At 73.0% G+C, this 26,892-nt stretch carries 23 protein-coding genes and 1 pseudogene; 9 read left to right on the top strand and 15 right to left on the bottom strand.

What is annotated here, in order from left to right:
- Positions 1–33: 33 nt before the first annotated feature.
- The 3 genes and pseudogenes from ACIA47_RS24870 to ACIA47_RS24860 all read right to left on the bottom strand — a co-directional run.
- The gene (locus tag ACIA47_RS24870; RefSeq protein ID WP_396710934.1) at positions 34–807 is read right to left on the bottom strand and encodes an adenosylcobinamide-GDP ribazoletransferase; all 774 of its coding nucleotides are present in this window, start codon (positions 805–807) and stop codon (positions 34–36) included.
- Positions 797–2,725: a bifunctional adenosylcobinamide kinase/adenosylcobinamide-phosphate guanylyltransferase gene (gene cobU, locus ACIA47_RS24865; RefSeq protein WP_396710933.1), complete on the bottom strand. Its 1,929-nt coding sequence runs from the start codon at positions 2,723–2,725 to the stop codon at positions 797–799. The genes ACIA47_RS24870 and cobU overlap by 11 nt, the downstream gene beginning before the upstream one ends.
- 569 nt (positions 2,726–3,294) lie before the next feature.
- Positions 3,295–4,575 (bottom strand): annotated as a pseudogene (locus tag ACIA47_RS24860) (serine/threonine-protein kinase); the annotation flags it as partial.
- Positions 4,576–4,720: 145 nt separating this feature from the next.
- Here ACIA47_RS24860 and ACIA47_RS24855 point away from each other — a divergent pair.
- Together ACIA47_RS24855 and ACIA47_RS24850 are read left to right on the top strand one after the other, a co-directional pair.
- Positions 4,721–4,921: a hypothetical protein gene (locus ACIA47_RS24855; RefSeq protein ID WP_091407482.1), complete on the top strand. Its 201-nt coding sequence runs from the start codon at positions 4,721–4,723 to the stop codon at positions 4,919–4,921.
- Positions 4,921–5,718 carry a site-2 protease family protein gene (locus ACIA47_RS24850; protein ID WP_396710932.1) on the top strand — a complete coding sequence of 266 codons (798 nt, stop codon included), beginning with the start codon at positions 4,921–4,923 and terminating at the stop codon, positions 5,716–5,718. The genes ACIA47_RS24855 and ACIA47_RS24850 overlap by 1 nt, the downstream gene beginning before the upstream one ends.
- A gap of 84 nt (positions 5,719–5,802) precedes the next feature.
- Here ACIA47_RS24850 and ACIA47_RS24845 read toward each other — a convergent pair whose 3' ends face one another.
- The 6 genes from ACIA47_RS24845 to nadA all read right to left on the bottom strand — a co-directional run bounded on the left by ACIA47_RS24845 (position 5,803) and on the right by nadA (position 16,214).
- Positions 5,803–6,801, bottom strand: a complete 999-nt coding sequence (locus ACIA47_RS24845; RefSeq protein ID WP_396710931.1) for an aldo/keto reductase family protein — start codon at positions 6,799–6,801, stop codon at positions 5,803–5,805.
- A 44-nt stretch (positions 6,802–6,845) separates the two neighbouring features.
- The gene (locus ACIA47_RS24840; RefSeq protein ID WP_396710930.1) at positions 6,846–11,624 is read right to left on the bottom strand and encodes a WG repeat-containing protein; all 4,779 of its coding nucleotides are present in this window, start codon (positions 11,622–11,624) and stop codon (positions 6,846–6,848) included.
- Between the two features lie 383 nt (positions 11,625–12,007).
- On the bottom strand, positions 12,008–12,568 hold the full coding sequence (locus ACIA47_RS24835; protein ID WP_396710929.1) for a helix-turn-helix domain-containing protein: 561 nt from the start codon (positions 12,566–12,568) through the stop codon (positions 12,008–12,010).
- 171 nt (positions 12,569–12,739) lie between these two features.
- Positions 12,740–13,333 (bottom strand): DUF3043 domain-containing protein, encoded by a 594-nt coding sequence (locus tag ACIA47_RS24830; protein WP_396710928.1) that lies wholly within the window; start codon positions 13,331–13,333, stop codon positions 12,740–12,742.
- Positions 13,334–13,446: 113 nt separating this feature from the next.
- Positions 13,447–14,802, bottom strand: a complete 1,356-nt coding sequence (gene murA, locus ACIA47_RS24825; protein ID WP_396710927.1) for a UDP-N-acetylglucosamine 1-carboxyvinyltransferase — start codon at positions 14,800–14,802, stop codon at positions 13,447–13,449.
- 212 nt (positions 14,803–15,014) lie between these two features.
- Positions 15,015–16,214, bottom strand: a complete 1,200-nt coding sequence (gene nadA, locus ACIA47_RS24820) for a quinolinate synthase NadA (protein WP_356977136.1) — start codon at positions 16,212–16,214, stop codon at positions 15,015–15,017.
- A 68-nt stretch (positions 16,215–16,282) separates the two neighbouring features.
- On the opposite strand from nadA, the gene ACIA47_RS24815 reads away from it, so the two are divergent.
- The 3 genes from ACIA47_RS24815 to ACIA47_RS24805 all read left to right on the top strand — a co-directional run bounded on the left by ACIA47_RS24815 (position 16,283) and on the right by ACIA47_RS24805 (position 19,151).
- Positions 16,283–17,422, top strand: a complete 1,140-nt coding sequence (locus ACIA47_RS24815) for a glycerate kinase (RefSeq protein ID WP_396710965.1) — start codon at positions 16,283–16,285, stop codon at positions 17,420–17,422.
- Between the two features lie 182 nt (positions 17,423–17,604).
- Positions 17,605–17,973 carry an iron-sulfur cluster insertion protein ErpA gene (gene erpA, locus ACIA47_RS24810; protein ID WP_030337969.1) on the top strand — a complete coding sequence of 123 codons (369 nt, stop codon included), beginning with the start codon at positions 17,605–17,607 and terminating at the stop codon, positions 17,971–17,973.
- 197 nt (positions 17,974–18,170) lie between these two features.
- A complete protein-coding gene (locus ACIA47_RS24805; protein ID WP_396710926.1) occupies positions 18,171–19,151 on the top strand; it encodes a carbohydrate kinase family protein in 981 nt (326 codons plus the stop codon).
- Between the two features lie 135 nt (positions 19,152–19,286).
- Here the strand turns inward: ACIA47_RS24805 and ACIA47_RS24800 are convergent, their stop codons facing one another.
- Positions 19,287–19,520 carry a sulfurtransferase TusA family protein gene (locus tag ACIA47_RS24800; RefSeq protein WP_396710925.1) on the bottom strand — a complete coding sequence of 78 codons (234 nt, stop codon included), beginning with the start codon at positions 19,518–19,520 and terminating at the stop codon, positions 19,287–19,289.
- Positions 19,517–20,668: a cysteine desulfurase family protein gene (locus tag ACIA47_RS24795; RefSeq protein ID WP_396710924.1), complete on the bottom strand. Its 1,152-nt coding sequence runs from the start codon at positions 20,666–20,668 to the stop codon at positions 19,517–19,519. Before ACIA47_RS24795 ends, ACIA47_RS24800 begins: the two co-directional genes overlap by 4 nt.
- Before the next feature lie 171 nt (positions 20,669–20,839).
- Between ACIA47_RS24795 and coxB the strand changes: the two genes are divergently transcribed.
- Positions 20,840–21,811 carry a cytochrome c oxidase subunit II gene (coxB, locus tag ACIA47_RS24790; protein ID WP_203121640.1) on the top strand — a complete coding sequence of 324 codons (972 nt, stop codon included), beginning with the start codon at positions 20,840–20,842 and terminating at the stop codon, positions 21,809–21,811.
- A gap of 9 nt (positions 21,812–21,820) precedes the next feature.
- The gene (locus tag ACIA47_RS24785) at positions 21,821–22,246 is read left to right on the top strand and encodes a cytochrome c oxidase subunit 4 (protein ID WP_203121638.1); all 426 of its coding nucleotides are present in this window, start codon (positions 21,821–21,823) and stop codon (positions 22,244–22,246) included.
- Between the two features lie 130 nt (positions 22,247–22,376).
- Here the strand turns inward: ACIA47_RS24785 and ACIA47_RS24780 are convergent, their stop codons facing one another.
- The 4 genes from ACIA47_RS24780 to ACIA47_RS24765 all read right to left on the bottom strand — a co-directional run bounded on the left by ACIA47_RS24780 (position 22,377) and on the right by ACIA47_RS24765 (position 25,260).
- Complete coding sequence (locus ACIA47_RS24780; RefSeq protein ID WP_203121636.1) at positions 22,377–22,583, bottom strand: hypothetical protein; 207 nt, start codon at positions 22,581–22,583, stop codon at positions 22,377–22,379.
- A gap of 123 nt (positions 22,584–22,706) precedes the next feature.
- Complete coding sequence (gene trpD, locus ACIA47_RS24775) at positions 22,707–23,750, bottom strand: anthranilate phosphoribosyltransferase (protein ID WP_203121634.1); 1,044 nt, start codon at positions 23,748–23,750, stop codon at positions 22,707–22,709.
- A 91-nt stretch (positions 23,751–23,841) separates the two neighbouring features.
- On the bottom strand, positions 23,842–24,237 hold the full coding sequence (locus tag ACIA47_RS24770) for a hypothetical protein (protein ID WP_196925327.1): 396 nt from the start codon (positions 24,235–24,237) through the stop codon (positions 23,842–23,844).
- A gap of 102 nt (positions 24,238–24,339) precedes the next feature.
- Entirely contained in the window at positions 24,340–25,260 is a 921-nt protein-coding gene (locus ACIA47_RS24765) for a cytochrome c oxidase assembly protein (RefSeq protein ID WP_396710923.1), read from the bottom strand.
- A gap of 108 nt (positions 25,261–25,368) precedes the next feature.
- On the opposite strand from ACIA47_RS24765, the gene ACIA47_RS24760 reads away from it, so the two are divergent.
- Both ACIA47_RS24760 and ACIA47_RS24755 read left to right on the top strand, forming a co-directional pair.
- Entirely contained in the window at positions 25,369–25,968 is a 600-nt protein-coding gene (locus tag ACIA47_RS24760; protein WP_112582810.1) for a heme-copper oxidase subunit III, read from the top strand.
- A 70-nt stretch (positions 25,969–26,038) separates the two neighbouring features.
- The gene (locus tag ACIA47_RS24755) at positions 26,039–26,875 is read left to right on the top strand and encodes a cytochrome c (RefSeq protein ID WP_396710921.1); all 837 of its coding nucleotides are present in this window, start codon (positions 26,039–26,041) and stop codon (positions 26,873–26,875) included.
- Positions 26,876–26,892 lie beyond the last annotated feature (17 nt).

Genomic DNA, 26,892 nt, shown 5'->3' with positions numbered 1-26,892 from the left:
GAGCCGAACGCTACCCGGCCCGCCGGGCCCGGTTCAGCCGGACAGCACCAGACCCAGGTAGACCAGCGTGGTGACCACCTCGACGGTCGCGCCCAGGACGTCGCCGGTGATCCCGCCGAGGCGGCGTACCACATGGCTGAGCAGCGGTAGCGCGACGGCGATCGCGGCGACGACGGTCAGCGGCCCCTGCCATGGACGGCCCGGCACCGCGGGCACCGCCAGCAGCACGACGGCGACCGCGCCGGCGGCCACTGCCACCGGGCCGACCGTTCCGGCGACCAGCGCGCCCAGCCCGTCGGGCCGGGCCGCGGGCACTCCCCGCCGGCAGGCCACCGTGACACCGAGCCGCCCGGCCGCGGTCGCCGCGACCACCGCCGCGAGGCACGCCGGCCAGGACCGACCGGCGAGGTCGGCGAGCGCCGCCGTCTGCACCAGGAGTACGACCACCAGGGCGACCACCCCGAACGGGCCGACGTCCGGCTTCTTCATGATCTCCAGGGCGGCCGCGCCCCGCCGGTACGAGCCGAGCGCGTCCACGGTGTCGGCCAGCCCGTCCAGGTGCAGTCCCCGGGTGAGCAGCGCGGCGACGCCGACGGTCACACCGGCCGCCACCAGCGGTGGGGCGAGCGCCCCGGTCAACAGCAGCACACCGGCCAGTAGGGCGCCGAGCAGCGCGCCGACCACCGGGGCGAGGGCCATCGCCGTGCCGGCGACCGGGCGGTCGATGCGCCCAGCCCGCACCGGCAGCGTGGTGAACGTGGTGACCGCCAGCCGGGCTCCCGCGAGCAGCCGTGGCTCAGCCGGCACGCCAGCCCGTCGCCGGCTGCTCGTCCGCCCCGGTGCTGGCCGGGCCCGGCCCGGCCGGCTCCGGCTCGGCGAAGTCGGGCTCGGTCGAGTCGGGCTCGGTGAGATCCGGGTCGGCGTAGTTCGGGTCGGTGGACTCCGGCTCGTCGGCGGCCGGGTCGGTGTCGTCCGTGCCGGCCAGCGACGGGTGCACCGGCAGCGCGGCGGACAGCGCCAGCACCGAGCGCAGCAGCGGCAGCGCGACCAGCGCGTTCGCGCCCTCGCCGAGATCCATCCGCAGGTCGAGCAGCGGGGTGAGGCCCAGCACGTCGGCTGCGAGTCGCACCGCCGGGTGCCCGCCGTGGTCGGCCAGCAGGCACCAGTGCCGGGCCTGCCCGGCCAGGTCACGGCTCACCATGCCGGCGGCCAACCCGACCGGCCCGTCGAGCAGCACCGGCACCCGGCGGGCGGTGGCGCCGAGCAGCACGCCGGTGGCCACCGCCACGTCGCCGCCGCCCAGCTCGGCCAGGATGTCCTTGGCGCCGCGCGACGAGCGTCGGGTGCGGTGCAGCGCGTCGCGCACCGCCGCGCAGCGGATCATCCACGCCGCGTCGTCGATCTCGCCGGATTCGGTGATCACCCGGCCCAGCACGGCGGGCGGCTCCGCGCCCGCTGTCGCCGCGAGCACCGCCGCGGCCGCCGCCTCGGTGCCGGCGCCGCACGCGCCGAGCACCAGCAGTTGTACGCCGGCGTCGGCGGCCTGCTCGGCCAACCGCCAGCCGTAGCGCAGCGCGGACTCCACCTGCTCCGGTGCGAGGGCCGGCTGGTCTTCGATCGGCGCGGAGGCCGGAGTGTCCACCACCTGGAGGCTCGCGCCGCTCTCGGCGGCCAGCCGCGCCAACGCGCCCTGGCCGGCGCGGGCCTGTGCGGCGCGGCGCGTCGACTCACCGGCGACGGTGCCGGCCGCCGCCCCGCCGGCGTGGTCGCCGTGCAGCAGCAGCACCCGCACCGAGCCCCAGGCGGCGGGGGTTGAGGTGCCCTGGGTGGCGGCGGCGAAGCCCACCACCCGGTCCAGCACGCCCAGCCCGGCACCCGGTACGTCCAGCGTGGCCAGCCGGTCGACCGCCTGCGGGCCGGCGTACTCGTCGGGCATCGGCAGCTCCATGCCGGGCTGGATGACCAGCCCGGTGGACACCATCGGCAGCGCCATGGTCGGCGCGGCCCACGGGTTGCCCGGCTCGGCGGTCGGGGCGGCCGGCGGCGTGGGGGTCAGCACGTCGGGCAGCTGCACCTCGGGGGTCGGCTCGGTGTCGGCCAGGCTCGCCACGACCGGTGCGGTGGCGGCGGCCGTCGGCGCGGTCACGGTGGCGGGAGCGGACGGTTCGGTCGCGATGGCGACCGACTTGAGCCAGACCGGCTGACCGGCGACGACCAGGACGACCGCGTCGCAGGCGTCGGCGACCGCGCGGTTGGCCGCGCCCAACGCGTCGGTGAACGCCCGGCCCAGCGGGGTGGTCGGCACCAGCGACAGCCCCACCTCGGGGCTCACCAGCACCACCCGGGCGGCACAGCCGCGGATCGCCTCGGCCAGCTCGGCGATGGTCGCCACGTCGTCGGCGGGCTGGTGGTCCGGGTCGAGCAGCACCGTCACCCAGCCGCCCAGGTCGTCGACGAGCACCATCTCGTTGGGCTCGGCGGACTCCAGCACGTCGGCCAGCCGGCGCGGGTCCTCGGTGGTCTCCTCGGTGGTCCAACTGCCCGGCCGTCGGGCGCGGTGCGCCGCCAGCCGGGTCGCCCACTCGGTGTCCTCCGGGTCGCCCTCGGGCGCGGTGGCGACGTAGCGGACCACCGGCGCGTCGGTGACCAGGGACTCGGCGAACTCGGACTTGCCGGACCGGATACCGCCGAGCACCAGGACCGTGTTCCACCCGTCTACGGACATGCCCGTACCTTAAGGCCGCCCAGGGTTGCGGTGCCTGCCGGCCCGGCGCTCGCCGTCGTTCAGTCGCAGTGTTCGAACCCGCTGCCGTAACTGACCCCGCCGGTGGAGCCGCCCCACTTGACGCACGTCCCGGCGGCGGTGGCCCGCACCGGTCCGGCGTAGTAGTCGAAGGAGCCGCTGTCGGTGCTGCGCTTCCGCCCCTGCACCTCCAGGTACGCCGAGGCCGCCGACTTCGCGCCGACCGCGCTGTCCTTGAGGGTCACCACGCAGTTGGTGCCGGTGCCCGCGTGGTACAGCAGGAAGACCCGGCCCTTGCGCTGCCCGTCCCCGCCGGTCAGCGTCGCCGAGTCGATCACCTGGTAGCCGCTGCCGCACGCCTGGGCCGCCGTGTACGGGTTGGGCCGGCTCGACGGGGTACGGCCGGGCGTCGGTCGGCTGCTGGCCGTACCGGTCGGTGTGCCGCCCGGTCCCGCGGTGCGGGAGGGGTCGCTGCTGGTCGTCGCGTCGGCGGGGGACCCGGTCGGGTCGGCCGTCGCGGTGCGGCTGGCGCCCGGCGTCGTGCTGGGCCGGGGCCCGGTGGTGGTCGCGTCTCCGGGCGGCAGCGGACCGTCGGTGACCGCCGCCGACTCGCCGGCCAGCGCGGGTGGCTGGTCCGCCGCACCCGGGGCGGCCCCGGAGCGCAGCGCCACCACGGCCACCGTGACGACCAGCGCGACGAGAACGACCGCGCCGGCCCCGACCAGCAGTGCACGGTGCCGGCTCGCCGGTCCGCTCTGGAACGCGTCCTCCCGGGTCGGCTTCGGCTCGGTCGTCGGTTCGGTCGCGACGCTCGCCGGTGGGCGCGGGGTGGCGGGCCCCGCCGACACCGGCGCGGGGGGCGGCGGCGCGATCGGTGGCCTGGAAGCCGGACCGGCCTGCGGCACGGGAGTCGGGACGGCGGGAGCGGCGGGGGCCGCGACGCCCGGGGTGGGAGCGGCCAGCGCCCACGGTGGGCGGGCCGAGACCGGAATGCTGGCCACTGTCGCGTCGCGGGCATCGGCGGCGGCAGCGGCCAACTCGGCCGCGCTGCCGAACCGGTCCTCCGGACGCTTGGCCAACGCGCGGGTCACCACGGCGGCAACCGCCGGTGGGGTGTCCGCCGGCAGCGCCGCCGGGTCCTCCTGGGCGTGCCGCAGCGCCACCGCGAGGGGGTTGTCACCGTGGAAGGGCGGCTGCCCGGCAAGGCAGAAGTACGCCACCGCGCCGAGTGCGTAGATGTCGGTGGCGGCCGAGACCGGTTGCCCGGTGGCCTGCTCGGGAGACATGTACGAGGCGGTGCCGAGCACCATGTTCGCGGCCGTGAGCCCGGCCATGTTGCGGGACCGGGCGATGCCGAAGTCGACGAGCACCACAGTGCCGTCGGCCTTGACCAGCAGGTTGCCCGGCTTCACGTCGCGGTGCACGATGCCGGCGAGGTGGGCGGTGTGCAGCGCGTCGGCCGCCTGGGCCAGCACCGACATGGTGGTGGCCGGATCCAGCCGCCCCACCGCGCGCACCCGGGCGGACAACGGCTCGCCCTCGACGTACTCCATCACCAGGTAGTCGACCTGGCTGCCGTCGTCGAGTACGGCCTGCCCCACGTCGTGCACCGGCACCACGCCGGGGTGCCGCAGCGCGGCCAGCATCCGCGCCTCGGCCCGGAAGCGGGCGGTGAACTCCGGATCGGCGACCAGCGACGGCAGCAGCACCTTCACGGCGACCTCGCGTTCCAGCAGTACGTCCGTGCCGCGCCAGACCGCGCCCATCCCACCCGTCGCCACCCGCTCGCCCAGCCGGTACCGGTCGCCGAGCAGCACTCCCCGTGTCAGCACCGAGCCACCGTACCGGCCGGCGTCGATCGGATTGATCCACCCCGAGGGTCTCCGCCGGGGCGAGCGAGCGGCCGTTGCGCGCCGGGCCGACTACGCTGGCGAGGGTTCGTCCCACGGGGACTTCAGCGGCGAGGGGAGACGCGGCATGGCGTGGAGCTGGCGGTACGAGGGCACGGACGGCCAGACGGTCGAGGGACCGGCGGAGTCGTTCGGCAGCCAGGCCGACGCCGAATCCTGGATCGGTCAGGCCTGGCGGGAGCTCGCGGCGTCCGGCGTCACCTCGGTCGCGCTCGTGGAGGACGACCGGGTGGAGTACCGGATGAGCCTGCTGCCCACGGCCGAGTGATGGCCTACGACCGGCCGGGCGGTGACGGGCTGGTCCTCGGCGTCCCCAAGGCGGCGTTCCGGCCCAGCCCGGTCTTCCTCGGCCTGGTCGCGCTCTTCGCGGTCAGCGGGGTGCTGACCTGGAACGGGTACGGCAGCGTCCGGTTCAACGTGTTCCTCTTCGTGGTGTCCGGCTGGCTGGTGTCGCTCTGCCTGCACGAGTACGCCCACGCGGTGGTGGCCTACCGGGCCGGCGACCGGGACATCGCCCATCGCGGCTACCTGACGCTCAACCCGTTGAAGTACACCCACCCGTTGCTGTCGATCGTGCTGCCGGTGGTGGTGGTGCTGCTCGGCGGCATCGGCCTGCCGGGTGGCGCGGTCTGGGTGGACCGGCACGCCATCCCGGGTCGACTGCGGCACACCCTGGTCAGCCTCGCCGGCCCGGCGACGAACGTGCTGTTCACGCTGGTGTTGGTGGCGGCGGTGCGGCTCGGCACCCGGTCGGATGGTCCGGTGGAGTTCTGGGCCGGGGTGGCGCTGCTCGCCTTCCTCCAGCTCACCGCCAGTGTGCTGAACCTGCTGCCGGTGCCCGGCCTGGATGGCGGCAACATGATCCAGCCGTGGCTCAACCCGCAGTGGCGCAAGATGTACGACCTGTTCGCGCCGTACGGCTTCATCCTGCTCTTCGCGCTGCTGTGGAACCCGCGCATCGGCGGCTGGTTCTTCGACGCGGTCTTCGCGGTCGGTGACCTGCTCGGTCTGCCGTCGTGGCTCTACGCCACCGGCCTGGAGCTGATCCGCTTCTGGCGGAGTTGACCTGACCGGGCTCAGCGACGGACAGAGCTGACCTGACCGGCCCGGTCGGCGCGATGGTTTCGCGCCGGCCGGGCCGGAACGGCGTCAGGGACGCTGCGCGGGGGACTCGGTCTTCGCCGGGTCCCGCTCGACGATCGGACCGACGACGTCGTCGATCGCCTTGAGCAGGTCGGCGTCGAGCTTCACCCCGGCCGCCTTCACGTTGTCGTGCACCTGCTCGGGTCGAGACGCGCCGATGATCGCCGACGAGACGTTCGGGTTCTGCAGCACCCACGCCACGGCGAGCTGGGCCATGCTGAGCCCGGCCTGCTCGGCGAGGGGCTTGAGCTGCTGGACCCGGGTGAGCACGTCGTCGTTCATGAACCGGGAGATGAAGCCCGCACCCGACTTCTCGTCGGTGGCGCGGGAACCGGCCGGCGGCGGCTGGCCCGGCAGGTACTTGCCGGAGAGCACGCCCTGAGCCATTGGCGACCAGACGATCTGCCCGATGCCCAGTTCCTCGCTGGCCGGCACGACCTCGGCCTCGATGACCCGCCACAGCAGCGAGTACTGCGGCTGGTTGGAGACCAGCGGGATGTGCAGCTCCCGGGCGAGCGGGTGGGCGGCGCGCAGCTGGGCGGCGGTCCACTCGGAGACGCCGATGTAGTGCGCCTTGCCGGAGTGGACGACGTCGGCGAACGCCTCCATCGTCTCTTCCAGCGGGGTGCTGCTGTCGTAGCGGTGGGCCTGGTAGAGGTCAACGTAGTCGGTGCGCAGTCGGCGCAGCGAGCCGTTGATCGACTCCATGATGTGCTTGCGGGACAGGCCCCGGTCGTTGCGGCCGGGCCCGGTCGGCCAGTAGACCTTGGTGAAGATCTCCAGGCCCTCACGGCGCTCGTTCTGCAACGCCCGGCCGAGCACGTCCTCGGCCCGGGTGCCGGCGTACACGTCGGCGGTGTCGAAGGTGGTGATCCCCGCGTCGAGAGCGGCCCGCACGCAGGCGAACGCCGCGTCCTCCTCGACCTGCGAACCGTGGGTGATCCAGTTGCCGTACGAGATCTCGCTGACCATCAGGCCGGAACGGCCCAGGTGTCGGAATTCCATGTACCGACCCTAGCTCCAGTGGATCAATACCGGCTACCGGCGACTCAGAGCACCGGGTTGGCGTCGGTGAGTAGTCGGTCGATCTCCTCCAGCACCTCGGCGCGATCGCGGTGCACCGGATCGATGAGCGGTACGCCGCGCCGGTCCAGCGCGCCCCACCGCCCGTTGTCGCTCTCGATCAGGAACGCCACCGGGTGGATGACCAGCATCGGGTGCGCCGGCGGGACCAGCACCGTGCCGGTGCGGTCCACCACGCCCCTTCGACCCGCCACGTCGAGCACCGCGAGCCCCTCGTCGGTGAAACCGTCGATCTGCTGGCCGTCGGCCAACTCGGTGACGAATCCGTGGTAGCGGGTGGGCACGATGACCCGACCGGTCCGGTCGACGGCCCCCCACCCCTCGCGCCGCACCGCGGCCAGCCCACGCCGGAACGGTCGTACCTCGGCGAAGTTGGGCGCGACCTGCACCGCCCCGGTCGCGTCGATCGCCGTCCAACCACCCTCGCCGACCACCCAGGCCAGGCCGTCGCTGAACGGCTGCGCGGCCCGGAAGGACGGCGGGATCACCGTCGTACCGAGCAGGTTGATCAGTGACCAGCGGTCGGTGTCCGGCCGGCGGACCCAGGCCAGCCCGTCGTGGAAGGGCTGCGCCTCGGCGTACCGGGCGGGCACGACCATGTCACCGTCCTGGCTGGTGTAACCCCATAGCTGCCCGTCGCGGTCCGGCAACGGGGGTCGGTCCCGGTCGAGCACCTCGTCCCGACTCCGGGGGTACGCCCCGAAGCCATCCGCCTCGGCCCGGACGGTGACCGCGTCGAGGGCCACCCGGACCCGGTCCAGCAGTTCGGCGTCGCCCGTACCGCGCAGGTCGAGCGCCTTCTCGAAGTGCTCGCAGGCCTCCATGAGCCGCCCCTGGTCGTAACACGACCGCCCGGCGTGCTCGTGCAATGCGGCCCGCAACCGGTCGGGCAACTCGACCGAGTTGGCCTGGGCGAAGAGCTGATCGGCCTCGGCGAAGTCCCCGCGCCAGCGCAGCACGTGGGCCAGCCGGGCCTGGGCCAGCGCGGTCCGGCGCAGCTCGCCGGTGGCCTCGGCGTAGGTGAGGGCGAGCCGACCGTCGGCCAGCGCGTCGTCCAGGTCGCCGAGAATCCGCGAGGCCACAGCCCGCAGGCTGAGCAGTCGGGCCCGGGCACGGTTGTCGACCGCCGAGCCCAACTTCTCGGTCAGCCGCCGCCGGATGGCCCGCAGGTCGTCCGGCTCCGTCAGCTCCTCGCGCAGGGTGACCGGGTCCAACCGCCAGCGGTACGCGGCCAGCACCTGCTCCGGGTCGCCCGGGTCGGCCAGCGACGGGCGGGTCACCACCGGCGGCGCGTCGTCGGGTGGCGCGGACACCGGCTCGTTCTCCCCGTCCGAGCCGCTCCTCGGGCCGGGTACGGCCGAGGCGGGCGGCCCGGACGTCGGCACTACCGAGGCGGGCGGCCCGGACGTCGGTAATACCGACGCTGGCGGCCCGGAGACGGGCGCCGCGACGGGCGGTGGTGTCGAGGCCGGTGGCGCGGTCATGGGCGTGGCGGCCGGCGGCGCGGAGACGGGCGCTGCTGCGGGCGCTGGCGGTGCGGGGACCGGCGTTCCGGAGTACGGCTGTGTCGGTGCGGGTGGCGCGGAGACGGGAGCTCCGGAGTACGGCCGCGCTGAGGCGGGTGGTGCGGACACCGGGGCTGCGGTCGGCGTTGGCGGCGCGGAGACGGGCGCGGCGATGGAGAGGGGCGGCGCGGAGATGGGCGCTGTCGCGGAGATGGGCGCTGTCGCGGACGTTGGTGGCGCGGAGACGGGTGCCGCGGGCGGGGCCGATACCGGCGGTGCCGGAGGAGCGGAGACCGGCGTGACCGAGGTGGGCGGTGCGGAGACCGGCGGGCTCGTCTCGTCCGCAGCCGTGACGTGCAGCGCCGCGTCGCCCCGCCACTCGTCGCCTCGCGAGCCGTCCGCCGGGCTCGCGTTCGGATCGTCGATCGCGTCCGTCGACCCGTCCGGTGGCGCGAGTTCGTCCGTCGGGTCGTGCTCGACCGGATCGGTGTCCTCACTGGGCGAAGCGGCGAAGGACCGCTGGTCGGCTTCGAGGTCGGCTTCGGCTCGCTGGTGCGGCGTCGCAACGACAGGTGCGCCGGAGACGGGCTGGTCGCCGTCCTCCGTTCCCGTGTCGAAATCGGGCTGCCGGTCGTCGTCCAGGTCGTCCGCCCAGAGCCGAGGGGCACCGGAGACCGGGTGGGCGGGCGGCGCGGAGACCGGGTCGAAGGCGTCGTCTGACGTCGACCCGCTGGCGTGCTCGTCGGTCACGTCGAGGTGGGTGTCGGCCGGCGGCGTCGACGTCTGTGCGCCCGGTGTGACCGGTGTCGCGGTGAGGTCGGGGTCGCCGGCCGTCGACTCGTCGTCGACCGGGTCGAACGACCGCTGGTCCGTCGCCGGCTCGGCCTGGTCGGACTCGGCGGGCTGAGCGGGGTTGAACCACGCTTCCGGCCCGCGGGTGCCCGGGACGTCGTCCGGCTCGTGAACGGCCGCCACCGGCTCCTCCGAGGGCGGCGGGGGCACGTAGCGGCGCGGCGTACCGGGGGCCGGCGGGAGCACCGGCGCGACCTCCGCCGCCGGTGGCTGCGAGGCCGCCGGAGCCGGAACCGCCCGGGTCGGGTCGGCCGGGGTCGGGTCGGGGCGGGGCGCCGGTGACGGCGGTGCCTGCCAGGTGGGTGGCGGGGCCACCGACGGGCGTGCGTCCGCCGTCGGGGCCAGTCGCTCCGGCGAGTACGGACGCTGCGGTGCCGCCGGGCGATCGGTGGCGTGCGGCCGCTCCGCCGGGGGCGAGCGGTCCGGGACGGCCGGGCGGCGGTCGGTCGGTGGGGTGCCGGCCAGCGGGTCGCCGACCCGACGGCGGTCCGGGCCCGGCTCCTCGCCGTGCCGCTGGTCCGCCGGACGGTCCCTGGTGTCCGGGCCGGGGTAACGCGGCGGCGGGGCGGGACGCGCCCCGGATGCCGGTGGCGGTTCGGCCAGCGGCCGGCGTCCCGATGCTGGCGGGGCATCCGAGCGCTCGTCGGCGCTGGGCGGGTCCACCGGCGCGGGCAGGTACTCCAGTCGCAGACGCGCGGCGGGTGGCCCCGAGACGGGCCTGTCCGAGGCGGGAGAGACCGGAACGGCCGACACCGGCCGATCCCAACCGGTCGCGGCGGGGGAGACGGGGGCGGCCGACACCGGTCGGTCCCAGCCGCGGGCGGCGGGGGAGTCGGGTGCTGGCGACACCGGCCGTTCCGGGGAGACCGGTGGGACCGGCATGGCACGGCCGGAGGCGGGCGGCGCCGTCGCGGCCGGGCGTGCCTGTCGCTCGTCGTACCGTGCCGGAGCGGCCGCCGGGCGCTCGTCAGGCCGGGACGGCGTGGCCGCCGGCCGATCGGGCCGGGCGGCCGGCCGCGACGCGATGCCCGGCTCGGCGCTGCGGTACGGATCCGTGCTGCGGTGCGGGTCGGCGGTGCGGTGCGGGTCTGTGGTGCGGTGCGGGTCGGGGCTGCCGTGTGGGTCGGCGCGGTGCGGGTCGCTGCGGTGGCCGGGCTCCCGGGTGCGGTCCGAGGTGCGGTCCTGGCGCACCGGACCCGGTGCTGGCCAGGGCAGACTGCCGTCCGACCGTTGGCCCGGCTGCGGCCGGGGCTCGCGGTACGCGTCCTCACGAGGTGCGTCCGCGCGGTACCCGTTGTCGCGGTACCCGTCCGGGCGGGCCTGCTCGCGGGGTCGCCGGTCCGGGTACGCCTCGGCGCGGGCCGCCGCCTCACGGGGCTGCTGCCGGTGCGGGTCGGTGTCGGGCCGCCGCCGGTCGTCGTCGAGGCGGGGCTGGTCGGGCAGGTCCGCCTCGGGGCGACGCCGTCGTCCACCGTTGGGTGAGGGCGCCGCGCCGATCCCCTCGTCCGCGCGGTAGCGCGACTCCGGGCGGCGCAGGTCGTCGGGGGTCCGGTCCGGGTACCCGTCGGCGCGGTATCGCGTGCGGCCGTCCACGGGTGCCCACGGGTCGACCCCGTCGGCGATGCGGCCGTCGGGGTCGCGGGTGGGTCGGACGCCGTATCCGTCGCCGGTGTGCCGTTCGTAACCAGCCGCCGGTCGTTCCGGTGTGCCGCGCCGACGTGGTGTGTCGTCCGACTCGGGCACCCAGCCGGGTTCGGGCCGGGCCGCGGGGGAGACCGGCGGCGTGCCCCGGTAACCCCGATCACGCTCGGTGGGCTCCTGCCGGGGACGGCGGCTGTCGTACCGATCGGGGGTGGGCTGGTCCCGGTGCCAGGCGGCTTCCCGCGCGGGCCCCCGCTCGTCGGCGGGGCGTCGGTCGGACCAGGCGGTACGTCGGTCCGACTCGGGCGAGCGACGGTCGTCGCGGCGGGGTGGCTCGGGCAGCGGACGACGGTACGGCTCGTGGTCGTAGTGGCGGGAGTCGGCGCTGTCGGGCCGGCCGTAGGCGGAGGTGTCCGCCGAGCGCTCGTCGCCGCGGGGTCGGCCGTAGGCCGGTGTCTCGCCCGGCTCGTCGTCCACCCAGGAACGGCCGTGAGGTGCCTGTTCCTCCGGTGGTTCGTCGGACCAGGACCGACCGAGGTAGGTGCCGTCCGGGCGGGTGGGCGCCAGCGGTGGCACCTCGGCCCGACCGGACACCGTCGCGCGGCCGCGCGGTGGCGGCTGATGCGGCGTACCGATGTCGCCGGCGTAACGCTGACCGGGGAACTGGGGGTGCCACTCGGTGGTCGGCTCGACCACCCAGGACGGTTCGTTCGGGTCTGACCACCGGTCGGTGTAGCGGCCGTTCATCCGTCGAGCCCGTCGCCACACCCGGCCGCTGGGCCGATTCTCGCCGGGGGTGAGGTGTCCGCAGCCGCCGTCGGGTGACCGCTGGGCGTCCGGTCGCCGCCTGCCACGCCCCGGTGGCCGGCTCGCGTCCGCTCGCTCACGCGTTGTCACCTCGTTGCAAATTGTCGCGCTGGGGCCGCACGTGCCGGTCAGATCGCCGCTCCGGCAGGCCGTGGCTGCGGATGGAGGGTAACGGCGTGGGCTCGCTCACCGCCACTGTGGTGCCGCCCACCGGCGCAAACGTTATCCCATTGGGTTCGGACATTTGGTCCTATAAGCGAATCTGGCGTCCGACCATACCGCACTCGAAGACCCCCCGGCTGCGGCAGGATCGCCGTCCTCGCTCAGGGGTGCTCCATGATGAGGACGGCGAACGTACCGGGAGCGAGCGCCTCGTAACGGTGCGGGGCGTCGCCGGGGAACGTGGCGTAGTCGCCGGGTTCGAGTTCGACCGGTGTCGCCTCGGGCCCCACCCGCAGCCGGCCGGCAGCGACCACCACGTGCTCGATACTGCGCGGGGTGTGACCCTGCCCGGTTCGGACCGCGCCCGGTTCCAGCTTGATCAGGTAGACGTCCCGGCGCAGGTGCGCCGCACCGGCGCTGAGCAGCGTTCCGCTGAAATCGGCCTGCTCCGAGCGGACGTGCGGCCCGTCCCCGGCCCGGATGACCCGTACGCCGTCGTCGACGGGCTCCACCAGCCGGCTGAACGGCACACCGAGTGCGACGCCCAGCGCCCAGAGCGTCTCCACGCTCGGGTTGCCGGTGCCCGACTCCAGTTGGGAGAGGGTGGACTTGGCCACCCCCGCCCGGCGGGCCAGCTCGGTCAGCGAGATGCCGACCCGTTCCCGCTCCCGGCGCAGGGCGGCGGCGATGGTGGCCAGCGGGGCAGCCGGTTCCGAGGGCATGCCTTCGCTCCATTGGGTCGAACGTTCGGTGTGGCGAACAACGGCAACCCGTTCAGCATGATGAACGCGCGGCAAGATCCGCGCAGTTACGGCGAAACTGCTGCCTCGGAAATGTCTGAGGCAGCAGTTTCGCTGATGTTGCGCGGATCTTGGGGGTGTGGGAGCCCGGGGTCAGACCTTGTCGCCCAGCTTCACCTGAGGCGCCGGGGCGCGCATCCGCCGGAAGGTGATCGACCGCATGACCGCGTAGAGGAAGAGCGAGCCCATCCGCTGGTCGGTCTTCGGGAAGCGCTCCCGGACCAGCTTGCTGATCTTGCGGCAGATCAGCACCGAGTCGACGACCACGCCCAGCGCCAGCGCACCCCAGAGCACGTTGGAGATCAACCGGACCAGCGGCGGCATGGCCGCGTTCGACCCGACCAGCACGATCAGCGCGCCGCCGAAGAACCAGGTGCCGACGGTACGACGGGAGTCGACCACGTTGCGGGCCAGCAGCCGCTCCGGGCCACGGTCGCGGGGGCCACCCTCGCGGCGGAACTCCGAAGCCGCCTCGGCGCGCAGTTGACGGCGACGCTCCCGATCCTCCTCCTTGGTGAGGGGACGAGTGGGGCCGGCCGGGCGACGGCCGGCGGTCGGCCGCTTGGGCGTCTCCCGACCCTTGGCCGGGGTGTAACCCCGGGGACGCTCAGCGGTCTCCTCGGGGGTCACCGAGGTGACGGCCTCGTCGACGAGGTCGGCGGACTTGCGGCGAAAGAGCGACGGCACGCGGCAAGGGTAGCCAACGGTCCGCGCCCGGTGCACATCGCGGTACAGCGGCCGACGGCTCCAGGTCGCAGCGCGACCTGGAGCCGTCGTAGCCGAACGATGGGTGACCGAGGTTACGGACGCTCGGCGTGCGCGCCCAGGTCGGCGAGCTTCGCCTCGAAGTCCTCGTAGCCCCGGTTGATCAGGTCCACGCCGTACACCCGGGAGGTGCCCTCGGCCGCGAGCGCCGCGATCAGGTGGCTGAACCCGGCCCGCAGGTCCGGGATGACCAGGTCGGCGGCGTGCAGCTTGCTCGGCCCGGCGATCACCGCGGAGTGCTTGAAGTTACGCCGGCCGAAGCGGCACGGGGTGCCGCCGAGGCAGTCCCGGTAGACCTGGATGTTGGCGCCCATCGAGTTGAGGGCCTCGGTGTAGCCCAGCCGCTGCTCGTAGACCGTCTCGTGGACGATCGACAGGCCGCGGGCCTGGGTCAGCGCCACGACCAGCGGCTGCTGCCAGTCGGTCATGAAGCCGGGGTGCACGTCGGTCTCCAGCGCCACCGCGTTCAGTTCGCCGCCCGGGTGCCAGAAGCGGATGCCGCCCTCCTGGCCGGGGTCGCCCAGCTTCGGTGCGCGGGCGTCGGTGACCTCGTACTCGCCGCCGACCGAGCGGAAGATGTTCAGGAAGGTCATCATGTCGGCCTGCTGCGCGCCCAGCACCTCGACGTGACCACGGGTCGCCAGGGCGGCGGCCGCCCAGCTCGCCGCCTCGATCCGGTCCGGGATCGGCCGGTGGGTGTAGCCGTGCAGCTTGGGCACGCCCTGAATCTCGATCACCCGGTCGGTGTGGACCTTGATGATCGCGCCCATCTTCTGCAGGATGCAGATCAGGTCGATGATCTCCGGCTCCACCGCGGCGTTGCGCAGCTCGGTGACGCCCTCGGCCATCACGGCGGTCAGCAGCACCTGCTCGGTGGCGCCGACGCTCGGGTACGGCAGGGCGAACTTGGTGCCGTGCAGCCCGTTCGGCGCGGACAGGTGCAGCCCCTCGGGCCGCTTGTCGACAGTGGCGCCGAACTCCCGCAGCGCCTGGAGGTGGAAGTCGATCGGACGCGGGCCGATGTGGCAGCCGCCCAGGTCCGGGATGAACGCGTGCCCGAGTCGGTGCAGCAGCGGGCCGCAGAACAGGATCGGGATCCGGCTGGAACCGGCGTGCACGTTGATCTGGTCGGTGCTGGCGCTCTCCACGTTCACCGGGTCGAAGACGAGCTCGCCGTCCTCGGCGCCGTCGGTGACCTTGACGCCGTGCAGGCCGAGCAGACCTCGCACCACCTCGACATCGCGGATCTTGGGCACGTCGAACAGCCGGCTGGGGCTGTCGCCGAGCAACGCGGCGACCATCGCCTTCGATACCAGGTTCTTCGCGCCGCGCACGCGGATCCGCCCTTCGAGCGGAGTACCTCCGTGCACAACCAGGACGTCGTCGGTCAACGCAACCTCCAGCGCGTCGGTGCTGCCGTGTTGATGGTGGGGCGCCTGAACGTTGTCGCTACCCCGGATGCGGCCATATCGAAACGGCCCGCGTGTGTCGTCGCTTGGGCAGCATAGCCCTCGGTGACGAAAAAGGACTCGGTCACATCGGCGTGTGTGGCATTAATCGGTGATCCGGCACTTTTGCGTACCAAGAGCGCTACGGATCGTGATCAGGGCGCCGTCGGCGGCGGAGTGTCCGCGCCCGGCAACGCGAGCATCTGATCAAGCGCGACCCGGGCGTGGTGCGCGGTGTCGGCGTCCACCGTGATCTGGTTGACGACCCGGCCCGCGACCAGCTCCTCCAGGGCCCAGACCAGGTGCGGCAGATCGATCCGGTTCATCGTCGAGCAGTAGCAGACGGCCTTGTCCAGGAACATGATCTGCTTGTCCGGGTGCGCCAGCGCGAGCCGGCGGACCAGGTTCAGCTCGGTGCCGAGCGCCCACGCCGAGCCGGCCGGAGCCGCCTCGATCGTCTTGATGATGTATTCGGTGGACCCGACGTAGTCGGAGGCCGTGACCACCTCGTGCCGGCACTCGGGGTGGACCAGGACGTTGACCCCGGGCACCCGCTCCCGTACGTCGTTGACGCTCTCCAGCGTGAACCGGCCGTGCACCGAGCAGTGCCCCCGCCACAGGATCATCTTGGCGTCGCGCAGTTGCTCCGGGGTGAGCCCGCCACCGGGCTTGTGCGGGTCGTAGAGCACGCAGTCGTCCAGCGACAGGCCCATCTCCAGCACCGCTGTGTTACGGCCGAGGTGCTGATCCGGCAGGAAGAGCACCTTCGACCCCTGCTCGAAGGCCCAGTCCAGGGCGCGCTTGGCGTTGGACGAGGTGCAGACCACGCCGCCGTTGCGGCCCACGAAACCCTTGATGTCGGCCGAGGAGTTCATGTACGTCACCGGCACGGTGTCGCCGGCGATGCCCAACTCGGTCAGCGTGTCCCACGCGGCCTCGACCTGGCCCAGCACCGCCATGTCCGCCATCGAGCAACCCGCCGCGAGGTCGGGCAGGATCACCCGCTGGCTGTCGGTGGTGAGGATGTCGGCGCTCTCGGCCATGAAGTGCACACCGCAGAAGACGATGTACTCCGCGTCCGGGCGGGCTGCGGCCTCTCGGGCCAGCTTGAACGAGTCGCCGGTCACGTCGGCGAACTGGATCACCTCGTCGCGCTGGTAGTGGTGCCCCAGCACGAAGACCTTGCTGCCCAGCTTCGCCTTCGCGGCGGTGGCACGGGCCACCAGATCCGGATCGCTGGGCGCCGGCAGGTCGCCCGGACACTCCACGCCGCGCTCGGTGTCGGGGTCGCTGCCCCGGCCGAGCAGCAGCAGAGCCGTCGCCGTGTTGGAGGGTTCCACCCAGGTCGAAGTCACGTAGCCCATGGTCCCACAGCGCGAGCGCGACGCAGCCTGGCTCGGTGTGGGCTGCCACACTGCTCGGCATGCGCGTGCTGCTCTGCCCGGACAAGTTCGCCGGCACCCTGTCCGCACCGGAGGTGGCCGCCGCCGTCGCCGACGGTTGGCGCACCGTCACCGACGGAGATGACCTGCTGATCCGGCCCCTCGCCGACGGCGGACCGGGCTTCGTGGAGGTGCTCGCCGAAGCCCTCGGCGGCCGGCGCGTGGCGGTGTCGACGGTCGACCCGCTGGGCCGGTCGGTGGCCGGTGAGATCCTGCTCACCGCCGACGGCTCGACCGCCTACCTGGAGAGCGCGCAGGCGTGCGGCCTGCACCTGCTCTCCGCAGCCGAGCGCGATCCGAAGACCACCACCTCGTACGGGCTGGGTCTGTTGGTGTCCGCCGCGGTGGAGAGCGGTGCCCGCACGGTGGTGATCGGGCTGGGCGGCTCCGGCACCAACGACGCCGGCGCGGGAATGCTCGCCGCGCTGGGCGTGACCCCCCTCGACCAGGGCGGCGCCGCGCTGCCGTACGGCGGGGCGGCGCTCGCCGCGGTCGACGCGCTGGACGGCGCGCCCCGGCTGCGCGGCGTCCGGCTGGTCGCGGCCACCGACGTGGACAACCCCCTGCTCGGCCTGCACGGCGCCAGCAACGTGTTCGGCCCGCAGAAGGGCGCCGACCGTGCCGACGTGCTGCTGCTCGACGCGGCCCTGGAGCGTTTCGCGGCGGTGCTGGAACGGGACCTGGCCGGTTGCCCGGCGGAGCTCGGCGCGCTGCCCGGGGGCGGGGCCGCCGGTGGCATCGGCGCGGCGCTCCTCGCCCTGGGCGGCGACTGCGAGTCCGGGATCGGCCTGGTCACCCGGGCCACCCGACTCGACACCGCGCTGGACACCGCCGACCTGGTGATCACTGGTGAGGGATCGTTCGACCACCAGTCGTTGCGCGGAAAGGTCGTCGCCGGGGTGGCCGGTGCCGCCCGCGACCGGGGAGTGCCCTGCGTGGTGGTGGCCGGGCAGGTGAGCACCGGCCGGCGGGAAGCCGCCTCGGCCGGGGTGGCCGACGCGTACAGCCTGGTGGAGCACTTCGGCGGCGAGGAGGGCGGCGGGCTCGACGCGGCGCTGAGCCGGCCCGCGGAGGGGTTGCGCGAACTGGGCGCCCGGCTGGCCCGGCAGTGGAGCCGTTGAGCGTCCCGACCGCCCGTGGGCCCGCCCCGACCGGGGGCCGACCTGCGGCGGGGGTCACGCCACGCGGGTGAGCCCGGCCAAGGCGGCGTACGATCGGCTGAGGACCACAACCGGGAATCACTGGACGGCGTGCGACGTTGGCCAGTGCGTCCGGACCCAAAACCGCGCAGGGAGACTTCCACGTGACCACGCCAGCGCAGACCGAGTCGACCGAGGCCCAGGCCCCTACTTCCGTCGTCCTCACCGACGTCGCGGCGCAGAAGGTCAAGGCCCTGATCGAGCAGGAGGGCCGCGACGACCTGCGGCTCCGCGTCGCCGTGCAGCCGGGCGGTTGCTCCGGCCTGCGGTACCAGCTCTTCTTCGACGAGCGTTCGCTCGACGGTGACGTCGTGACCGACTTCGGTGGTGTCGAGGTCGTCGTCGACCGGATGAGCGCCCCGTACCTTTCCGGCGCGACGATCGACTTCGCCGACCGGATCGACGCCCAGGGCTTCACCATCGACAACCCGAACGCGGGCAGCTCCTGCGCCTGCGGTGACTCGTTCAACTGAGTCACACCACACACCAGCGACGATGGGGCCGTTCTTCGGGACGGCCCCATCGTCGTACCGGTGGGCGGTCGCACCGGCCCGGGAGCGGTCCCGAGGGGGTCGTGGCGGGCTGGTTGCCGTTGTCCGACCGAGCGGTGACCATCGGGTTGCCGTCCCGGTAGGCTGACCGCGCCCTGCTCCCGACCCCGAGGGTTGACATGAAGATCGCCGTCACCGGCTCGATCGCCACCGATCACCTGATGAGCTTCCCCGGTCGCTTCGCCGACCAGCTCATCGCCGATCAACTGCACAAGGTGTCCCTCTCCTTCCTGGTGGACGACCTGGTGCTCCGCCGCGGCGGCGTGGCGGCGAACATCTCCTTCGGGATGGGTCAGCTCGGGCTGCGCCCGGTGCTGCTCGGCGCGGTCGGCGCCGACTTCGCCGACTACCGCTCCTGGCTGGAGCGTCACGGCGTGGACTGCGACTCGGTGCACGTCAGCGAGGTGGCGCACACCGCCCGCTTCGTCTGCACCACCGACACCGACATGTGCCAGATCGCGTCGTTCTACGCCGGAGCGATGAGCGAGGCCCGCAACATCGAGCTGGCCCCGGTCGCCGACCGGCTCGGCGGTCTGGACCTGGTGCTGGTCGGCGCCAACGACCCCGAGGCGATGCTGCGCCACTCGGCCGAGTGCCGCACCCGCGGGTACGCCTTCGCCGCCGACCCGTCCCAGCAGCTCGCCCGGATGCCCGGCGAGGACGTGGTGGCGCTGATCGAGGGCGCCGAGTACCTGATGACCAACGACTACGAGAAGTCGCTGCTGCAGAGCAAGGCGCAGCTCAGCGACGACCAACTGCTGGACCTGGTCAAGGTGCGGGTCACCACGTTGGGCAAGCACGGTGTGGAGATCGCCGGTCGCGGCATCGACCCGATCCACGTACCGATCGCGCGGGAGATCCGCGCCGTCGACCCGACCGGCGTCGGCGACGGCTTCCGGGCCGGCTTCTTCACCGCGCTCTCCTGGGGCCTCGGCCTGGAGCGGGCCGCCCAGGTCGGCTCGCTGCTGGCCACGCTGGTCCTGGAGACCGTCGGCACCCAGGAGTACGACGTCCGCCGCGACCTGTTCGTCAAGCGCCTCGCCGAGTCCTACGGCGACACCGCAGCAGAAGAAATCCGCCCCCACCTCCTCCCGGCGTAACCCCCACCCCCGCCCCCACCCCGGCGATCTTGCACTTTCTGTCGCCGTATCGCGGCTTCTGCACCCCTTTGTCCACGCAGAAACTGCAAGATCGCGGGGGCGAGGGGGGTAGCGGGGTAGCGGGGTAGCGCGGGGTCAGTGGGTGCGGCGGACGTCGTAGGCGGGGCCGTCCGGGCCGTTGACGGACCCTAGGTACTCCTGGCCGCGCATCCGGCACCAGGCGGGGATGTCGACCGCCGCCGCCGGGTCGTCGGCCAGCACCCGGACCACGGTGCCGACCGGCACCTCGGGCATCCGTCGCGCCGCCGCGATCACCGGCAGCGGGCAGCGTTGCCCCCGGCAGTCGATCACCTCGTCCGGCATCGTCACAGCCCCACCACCCCGGCCTCGGCGCGCAGCCCGGCGACGATCCCCGGCAGCTCGGTCAGGAACCGCTCCACGTCCGCCTCGGTCGTCTCCCGGTGCAGGCTGACCCGCACGTTGCCGTGCGAGAGCACCCCCATCGCCTCCAGCACGTGCGACGGACGCAACGTGGACGAGGTGCAGGACGAGCCGGACGACACAGCGAAGCCCCGCCGGTCCAGGGCGTGCAACAACGCCTCCCCGTCGACGTACAGGCACGAGAACGTGACCAGGTGGGGGAGCCGGAGCACCGGGTCGCCGACCACCTCCACGTCGGGCACCTCCGCCGCGACCCGCTCCCGGACCCGGTCCACCAGGGCGGCCAACCGGGCCGCCTCGGCCGCCGCGTCGGCCGCCGCCGCCCGCAGGCTCGCTGCCGCCGCCACGACTGCGGGCAGGTTCACCACCCCGGGGGTACGTCCGCTCTCCCGCTCGTCGGCCGGCCAGGGTGACTCCCAGCGAGTGCCCTTCCGGACCGCCAACACCCCCACGCCGGGTGGCCCACCCCACTTGTGGGCGCTCGCCGTGAGCACCGACCAGCCGGCCGGCAGGGGCACCCGGCCCACCGACTGCGCCGCGTCCACGTACAGCGGCACACCCGCGTCTGCGCAGGCCGCCGCCGCCTCGGCAACCGGCTGCACCGTCCCCACCTCGTGACTGGCCGTAATCAACGCGGCCAGCGCCACCCCCGGGGCCCGAACGGCCGTCGACCACTCGGTCAGGTCCAGCCGCCCCAACCGGTCGACCGGCACCGCGGCGGCGGTCCCGCCCGCGCCGACGTGCCGTTCCGCCGCGTGCAGCACCGCCGAGTGCTCGATCGTCGAGTGCACCAGCGTCGACCCGACCCGGCGCCGCCCCGCCAGGCTTCCGAGCACCGCGCCGTGGGCTGCGGTCGTACCACTGGGGGTGAAGGAGACCTCGTCGGCGCGGACGCCGAGCGTCAGCGCGGTGGCCTCGCGGGCGGCGTCGAGCAGTTGCCGGGCCCGTCGGGCCTGCGTGTACAGCTTGCCCGGGTCGGCCCAGCCGTCGTCGAGCGCGGCCAGCAGAGCCTGCCGCGCGACCGGATGCATCGGCGCGGCGGTCGCCGCGTCCAGGTAGACCGGGGATGCGCTCACAGACCAAGACGCTATCGCGGCGCTATGCCCAGGATCCCCCCGATGGGGGGCGGACAGTGACCCCACCACGGCCGAGTCCGTCATGGTCGAGTAATCTGCGACCGTCGGTGACGCCTTTGCCGCCGGTGCTGACGAAAGACGCACGGCGGCGCGCTAGGGAGGCAGGACCAGGTGGTCGCAAGGAGTTCGGAGGTACGGCCGTCGGCCGTACGGCACAGCGCTTCCCCAGGGGTTGGTGGACGCCGGGGGCGTGGTGCTGGTCGCCTGGCCGGGCTCGGTCTCGGTGGCGTCGCGTTGCTGGTTCTGCTCACGGGCTGTGACGTGGGTCGGACCTTTGACGGCTTCGGCTGGCCGCAGGGCGGCATCTCGGCCGAGTCCAAGCGGATGTACGACCTGTGGATCGCCTCCTGCATCGCCGCGCTCGCGGTCGGCGTCTTCGTGTGGGGCCTGATCTTCTGGTGTGTCGTGCGCTACCGCAAGCGTGGCAACGCGCTGCCGGTGCAGACCCGCTACAACATGCCGATGGAGTTCCTCTACACCATCGCGCCGATCCTGATCGTCTCCGTGCTCTTCTACTACACGGCGATCGTGCAGACCGACGTCGACAACTTGTCGAAGAACCCGGACGTCACTGTCGAGGTCGTCGCGTTCAAGTGGAACTGGCAGTTCAACTACCGCGACGGCCAGGGCCCGGACGCCCGCACCACCGCGTCGACGCTCGGCACCAGTGAGGTCATCCCGGTGCTGGTGCTGCCGACCAACCGGTCCATCCGGTTCGAGGAGACCAGCCGCGACGTCATCCACTCGTTCTGGGTGCCGGAGCTGCTCTTCAAGCGGGACGTCATGCCGGGCAAGATTCGCAACGTGTTCGAGGTCTCCAGGCTGACCGCCGAGGGTGCCTACGTCGGGCGCTGCGCCGAACTGTGCGGCAGCTACCACGCGTTCATGAACTTCGAGCTGCGGGTGGTCTCGCCGGAGAAGTACGACCAGTTCCTCGCGGCCAAGCAGAGCGGCAAGTCCACCCAGGATGCGTTGTCCGCGATCGGTGAGCAGCCGTACGCGACGACCACGCGGCCGTTCGACACGCGGCGCACGCAGGACAACTTCAACCCGGACGACGTTCCGGCCCGCACGGGAAGCTGAGGCAGCCGCATGAAGACCGAGTGGCGTATCTTCCTGATCATCGCCGGGTTCCTCTTCGGCGCCACCATCCTCTACGGCGCCTGGACGAACGGTGAGTCGGGCGGCATCGAGTGGGTCGGCACCGTCGCCCTGCTGCTGTCGTTCCTGCTCTGCTCGATGTGCGGTGGCTTCTTCTGGTTCGTCTCCCGCCGCATCGACCTGCGCCCGGAGGACCGCCCGGACGCCGAGATCGCCGACGGCGCTGGTGAGGTCGGCTTCTTCAGCCCGGGCAGCTACTGGCCGTTCGGTCTGGCGCTGGCCGCCGCGATCGCCGCGCTCGGCATGGTGTTCTGGCAGTACTGGCTGATCGGTGCCGGCCTGGTGGCCGTCGTCTTCTCCGCCTGTGGGCTCCTGTTCGAGTACTACAGCGGCACCCGGCGTACCGCCGAGCACTGACCCACGCGGTCGCCGTCGCGACCGACCCGGCACGACGAAGGCCCGTTCCCCGAGTGGGGAGCGGGCCTTCGATCATGTTCCACCCTGTCCGCGGGCGGTTGGGCGGCGTTGCGCTCGGGTGGTGCCGTGGTCAGGCGGCGCGGCGGCGGGCGGGCTGGTGGCGGCGGCGGGCGGCCAGCCGGGTGACCGGGAAGGCGAACGCGCTGACCACCACGGCGGCGCCGCAGTCGGCGCAGATCAACTCTGGACAGTCGGTGCCGTGGCCGTCGACGCAGGGCGGAGCCTCGAACAGCGCCACGCCCTCGCAGACGTCGCAGTAGAGCTCGCGGTGCGACACGGGCGTCTCCTCTCGGATACCAGGCGGACCGCCCCCGGATGCGACAGTGACGCACCGACGGCAGCAGAGAACTACTCAGCTGTAGTTTCCCAGACGGGTCCGACAAATCTCCGCGTGGTGAGGTCAGGCGGTGGCCGTCTCGATCCAACGGTCCAGGGTCGCGGCGGCCGCGCCGGAGTCGATCGACTCGGCCGCGCGGGCCAGGCCGGCGCGGAGCGCCTCGGTCAGGTCGCCGTCCAGCGGGCCCTGGGTGGCCAGCGCCGCCGCCGCGTTGACCAGTACCGCGTCCCGCACCGGGCCCGTCTCGCCAGCCAGCAGGCGACGGGCCACGCCCGCGTTGTACGCGGCGTCACCGCCGCGCAGGTCGGCGAGGGTGGACCGGGGTACCCCCAGGTCCGTCGCGTCCAGCACAGCCTCGCGTACGGTGCCGCCCTGGGCCGCCCAGATCCGGGTCGGCGCGGCCGTGGTGAACTCGTCCAGCCCGTCCTCGCCGCGCATCACGATCGCCGAGTCGCCACGGGCCGCGAACACGCTGGCCATCACCGGGGCCATCCGCAGGTCGAAGCAGCCGACCGCGCCGGCCCGGGGGCGGGCCGGGTTGGTCAGCGGGCCGAGGAAGTTGAAGAAGGTGGGCACGCCCACCTCGCGGCGGACCGGGCCGGCGTGCCGCATCCCGGGGTGGAAGCGGGCCGCGAAGCAGAACCCGATGCCGGCCTCCTCGACACAGCGGGCGACCTGCTCCGGGCCGAGATCCAGTGGGATGCCGAGGAACTCCAGCAGGTCGGCGGTGCCGCACAGGGAGGAGGCGGCCCGGTTGCCGTGCTTCACGACACGGACGCCCGCGCCGGCGACCACCAGCGCCGTCATGGTGGAGATGTTCACCGTGTGGGCGAGGTCACCGCCGGTGCCGACCACGTCGAGCGCGGTACGGCGCAGCTCCTCGGGCAGCACCACCGGGACCGCGCGACCGAGCATCGCCTCCACCAGGCCGGCCAGCTCCGCGGGGGTCTCGCCCTTGGCCCGCAGCGCCACGGCGAAGGCGGCGATCTGCGCCGCGCTCGCCGAGCCGGTCATGATCTCGTCCATCGCCCAGGCGGTGTCGGCGGTGGAGAGTTCGTCACCGCGCAGCAGCGCGTTGAGCAGGTGCGGCCAGGTCCGATCGCCCATGGCGGGCCTCCCGAGCATGCGAAGTGCGGGTGGGCTGGAACCGGCGCCGAGGAGATCCGGCGCCGTGGGGGTGCCGGAGGAGCGTGGGACGTCAGGCGGGTGCGTGCGTCCGCAGCAGCTCGGCCACCGTGCCGCCGGTGGTCACCGGGTCGAGCGGGTGCACCAGCGTCGCGTCGACCTCGGCGTACGCGGCGAGCCATCGGTCGGCGGCGCGGGCGATCACCAGGCAGGTCGGGGGAGCGTCGTCCCGGTCGTCCTTGATCTGCCGGGCGATGCCGATGCCGCCGCCCGGGCTCGCCTCACCGTCGAGCAGAAGCAGGTCGATCTCGTAGTCGTCGACCAGCCGGATGGTCTCCGCGTAGGTCGACGCCTCGACGAACTCGATCTGCAGACCGGGAGCTGGCCGGGTGCCGACAGCCATCCGCATCCGATCACGGACCTGCGGGTCGTCGCTGTAGAGCAACACGGTGCAAAGACGATCGGTCATGCCGGAACTCCCACCTCGTAGCTGCCCGCAGATCGTACCGGTCGGCGTGACGTAGCCGACATCCCGCCCGGCGTCGCGCGTCGGGCGTACCGTCCGGGCAGCTCAGGCGGGCGCGGCGTCGGCGGCGCGGTCGCGGGCCTCCTGGCGGTCCAGCTCGCGGTCCACCCGGCGGGCCTCCCGCTCGGACTGCTTGACCCACTGCACCACCAGCACCGCGAGCATCGTCACACTGACGAATTCGCCACCGGCCCAGAGGATGCCGCCGGCGACCACCTGGTCCTGCCAGGGGTCGACCCAACCGAGGTTGAGCGACGGGTACCAGTCGCCGCCGAAGAGCGTGCTGCTCTGCATGATGGTGAGGCCGAGCACTGTGTGGAACGGCACGGAGAGCAGCATCAGCAGCGCCCGCGCCGGGTACGGCCAGCGGCCGGGCAGCGGGTCGAGGCCGAGCAGCGGCCAGAAGAACACGCAGCCGGTCATGATGAAGTGCGCGTGCACCAGCTCGTGCGCCCAGGCGTGTTCGAGGGTGTAGCGGTACAGATCACTGAAGTACAGCACGAACGGGTTGACCACGAAGATGGCGAACGCCACCAGCGGGAAGCTGTAGACCCGGGCGACGCGGCTGTGCACGATCGCGAGCAGGCGCTTGCGCGGCCCGACCGGCAGGGTCCGCAGGGCCAGGGTCATCGGCGCGCCCAGCGCCAGGAAGATCGGCGCCACCATGGAGAGCACCATGTGCTGGATCATGTGCACGGACAGCAGCGCGGTGTCGTACGCGTGCAGCCCGCTGACCGTGACGAGCGCGATGCCGCCCAGGCCGGGGCCGAGGAAGAACACGGTACGGACGACCGGCCAGCGGTCGCCCCGCAGGCGCAGCCGGTGCACCCCGTAGAGGTACAGGCCGGCGGCGAGCACCAGGCCGAGGGCCAGCCAGCTGTCCAGCCGGGTCTCGGTCAGCACCGCGCCGACGGTGAACGGCGGCGGGGCCGAGGTGGCGGCGAAGATCGGATCGACGTGCAGCACGCTTTTCAGGCTAGGCCAGGCGAACCGGACCCTGACGCTCGGGCCACGGAAGGCGCAGGTTTGCCACCCCGCTGATCGGCGGCCCCGGTCAGGGGCAATAATGACGGCGTGACTGCGGCCCCAGCCATTGACAAGAGCCGGATCCACTCTCTGACCCGACCAAACATGGTCAGCGTCGGGACGATCGTGTGGCTCTCCAGCGAACTCATGTTCTTCGCGGCGCTGTTCGCGATGTACTTCTCCATCCGCGCGGCTGCGCCGGAGCAATGGGAGAAGCACACCGAGGCGCTGAACATCCCGTACGCGACCACCTTCACGGTGATCCTGGTGCTGTCCTCGGTGACGTGCCAGCTCGGCGTCTTCGCGGCGGAGAAGGGTGACGTGCACGCGCTGCGGCGCTGGTTCACCGTCACCTTCGTGATGGGCCTGATCTTCGTTCTCGGCCAGCTGAACGAGTACCGGCACCTGGTCGCCGACGGCATCAAGATCAACGAAGACGGGTACGGGTCGGTGTTCTACCTGACCACCGGCTTCCACGGCCTGCACGTGACCGGTGGTCTGATCGCCTTCATCATCTTCATGGTCCGTACGACCATGGGCCGGTTCACTCCGGCGCAGGCGACGTCGGCGATCGTCGTGTCGTACTACTGGCACTTCGTCGACGTCGTGTGGATCGGGCTGTACGCCATGATCTACTGGCTCCAGTGATCTTGCGCGTCACATTCCGCGCTGCTGCTCCGTCCCCTGAGACAGGTCCAACCGGTTAAGGACACCGCTCATGACTTCTGACAAAGACCGCCGACGCGGTCTGCTCGCGCGGTTGCGTGAGCGGCCCGCCGCGCGCAGCAGGGGCCGCCGCCGGCTGGGCGCCGCGGTCCGGCTGATCGCCGCGCTGATGCTCGCCGGCGGCGCATACACCGTCTTCGCCCCGGGCGCCCAGGCGCAGGACAACCCGCAGCTGACCGGCGCCGCCGCCGAGGGCAAGGCGCTGTTCGACGTGAGCTGCGTGACCTGCCACGGCCGCAACGCCCAGGGTGTCGAGGGCCGCGGGCCGAGCCTGATCGGCGTCGGCGCGGCATCTGTCGAGTTCCAGGTCAGCTCCGGGCGGATGCCGCTGGCCCGCCAGGAGGCCCAGGCGCACCGCAAGCCCCCGCTCTTCAACGACGAGCAGACCCGTCAGCTGGCCCAGTACATCCAGGAGCTCGGCGGCGGTCCGGTCGTGCCCGAGGGCGACGACCTCCGCGAGGACGGCAACATCGCGGCCGGCGGCGAGCTGTTCCGGATCAACTGCTCGCAGTGCCACGCCTTCGGTGGCGGCGGGGGTGCGCTCTCGTCGGGCAAGTTCGCCCCGAGTCTGCACCCCGCTACCGACCGCCAGATCTACGCGGCGATGCTGAGCGGCCCGCAGAACATGCCGGTGTTCGGCGACAACCAGCTCCGGCCGGAGCAGAAGGCCGACATCATCGCCTACATCCAGGAGACGCTGAAGCACGACCAGGACCCGGGTGGGTTCAACCTCGGGCGGTACGGCCCGTCCACCGAGGGCCTGGCGATCTTCCTGGTTGGCATCGTGGCGCTCGTCTTCGCTAGCCTGTGGATTGCGGGTAAGTCGTGATCGAGCAGGCCATCCGA

This window comes from Micromonospora sp. NPDC051227, from assembly GCF_044455385.1.
GTDB lineage: Bacteria > Actinomycetota > Actinomycetes > Mycobacteriales > Micromonosporaceae > Micromonospora.
Note: the sequence above shows the minus strand (reverse complement) of the source record. Positions and strands in the feature narration are given on the sequence as shown.

What these genes read in the sequence shown, in the direction of transcription:
- ACIA47_RS24850 (WP_396710932.1), top strand. Translation starts at nt 4,921, where the DNA reads ATGGCCTACGACCGGCCGGGCGGTGACGGGCTGGTCCTCGGCGTCCCC.
- ACIA47_RS24785 (WP_203121638.1), top strand. Translation starts at nt 21,821, where the DNA reads ATGAAGACCGAGTGGCGTATCTTCCTGATCATCGCCGGGTTCCTCTTC.
- cobU (WP_396710933.1), bottom strand. Translation starts at nt 2,725, where the DNA reads ATGTCCGTAGACGGGTGGAACACGGTCCTGGTGCTCGGCGGTATCCGG.
- ACIA47_RS24840 (WP_396710930.1), bottom strand. Translation starts at nt 11,624, where the DNA reads ATGAACGGCCGCTACACCGACCGGTGGTCAGACCCGAACGAACCGTCC.
- trpD (WP_203121634.1), bottom strand. Translation starts at nt 23,750, where the DNA reads ATGGGCGATCGGACCTGGCCGCACCTGCTCAACGCGCTGCTGCGCGGT.
- ACIA47_RS24805 (WP_396710926.1), top strand. Translation starts at nt 18,171, where the DNA reads ATGAAGATCGCCGTCACCGGCTCGATCGCCACCGATCACCTGATGAGC.
- ACIA47_RS24815 (WP_396710965.1), top strand. Translation starts at nt 16,283, where the DNA reads ATGCGCGTGCTGCTCTGCCCGGACAAGTTCGCCGGCACCCTGTCCGCA.
- ACIA47_RS24835 (WP_396710929.1), bottom strand. Translation starts at nt 12,568, where the DNA reads ATGCCCTCGGAACCGGCTGCCCCGCTGGCCACCATCGCCGCCGCCCTG.
- ACIA47_RS24755 (WP_396710921.1), top strand. Translation starts at nt 26,039, where the DNA reads ATGACTTCTGACAAAGACCGCCGACGCGGTCTGCTCGCGCGGTTGCGT.
- ACIA47_RS24845 (WP_396710931.1), bottom strand. Translation starts at nt 6,801, where the DNA reads ATGGAATTCCGACACCTGGGCCGTTCCGGCCTGATGGTCAGCGAGATC.
- ACIA47_RS24855 (WP_091407482.1), top strand. Translation starts at nt 4,721, where the DNA reads ATGGCGTGGAGCTGGCGGTACGAGGGCACGGACGGCCAGACGGTCGAG.
- ACIA47_RS24770 (WP_196925327.1), bottom strand. Translation starts at nt 24,237, where the DNA reads ATGACCGATCGTCTTTGCACCGTGTTGCTCTACAGCGACGACCCGCAG.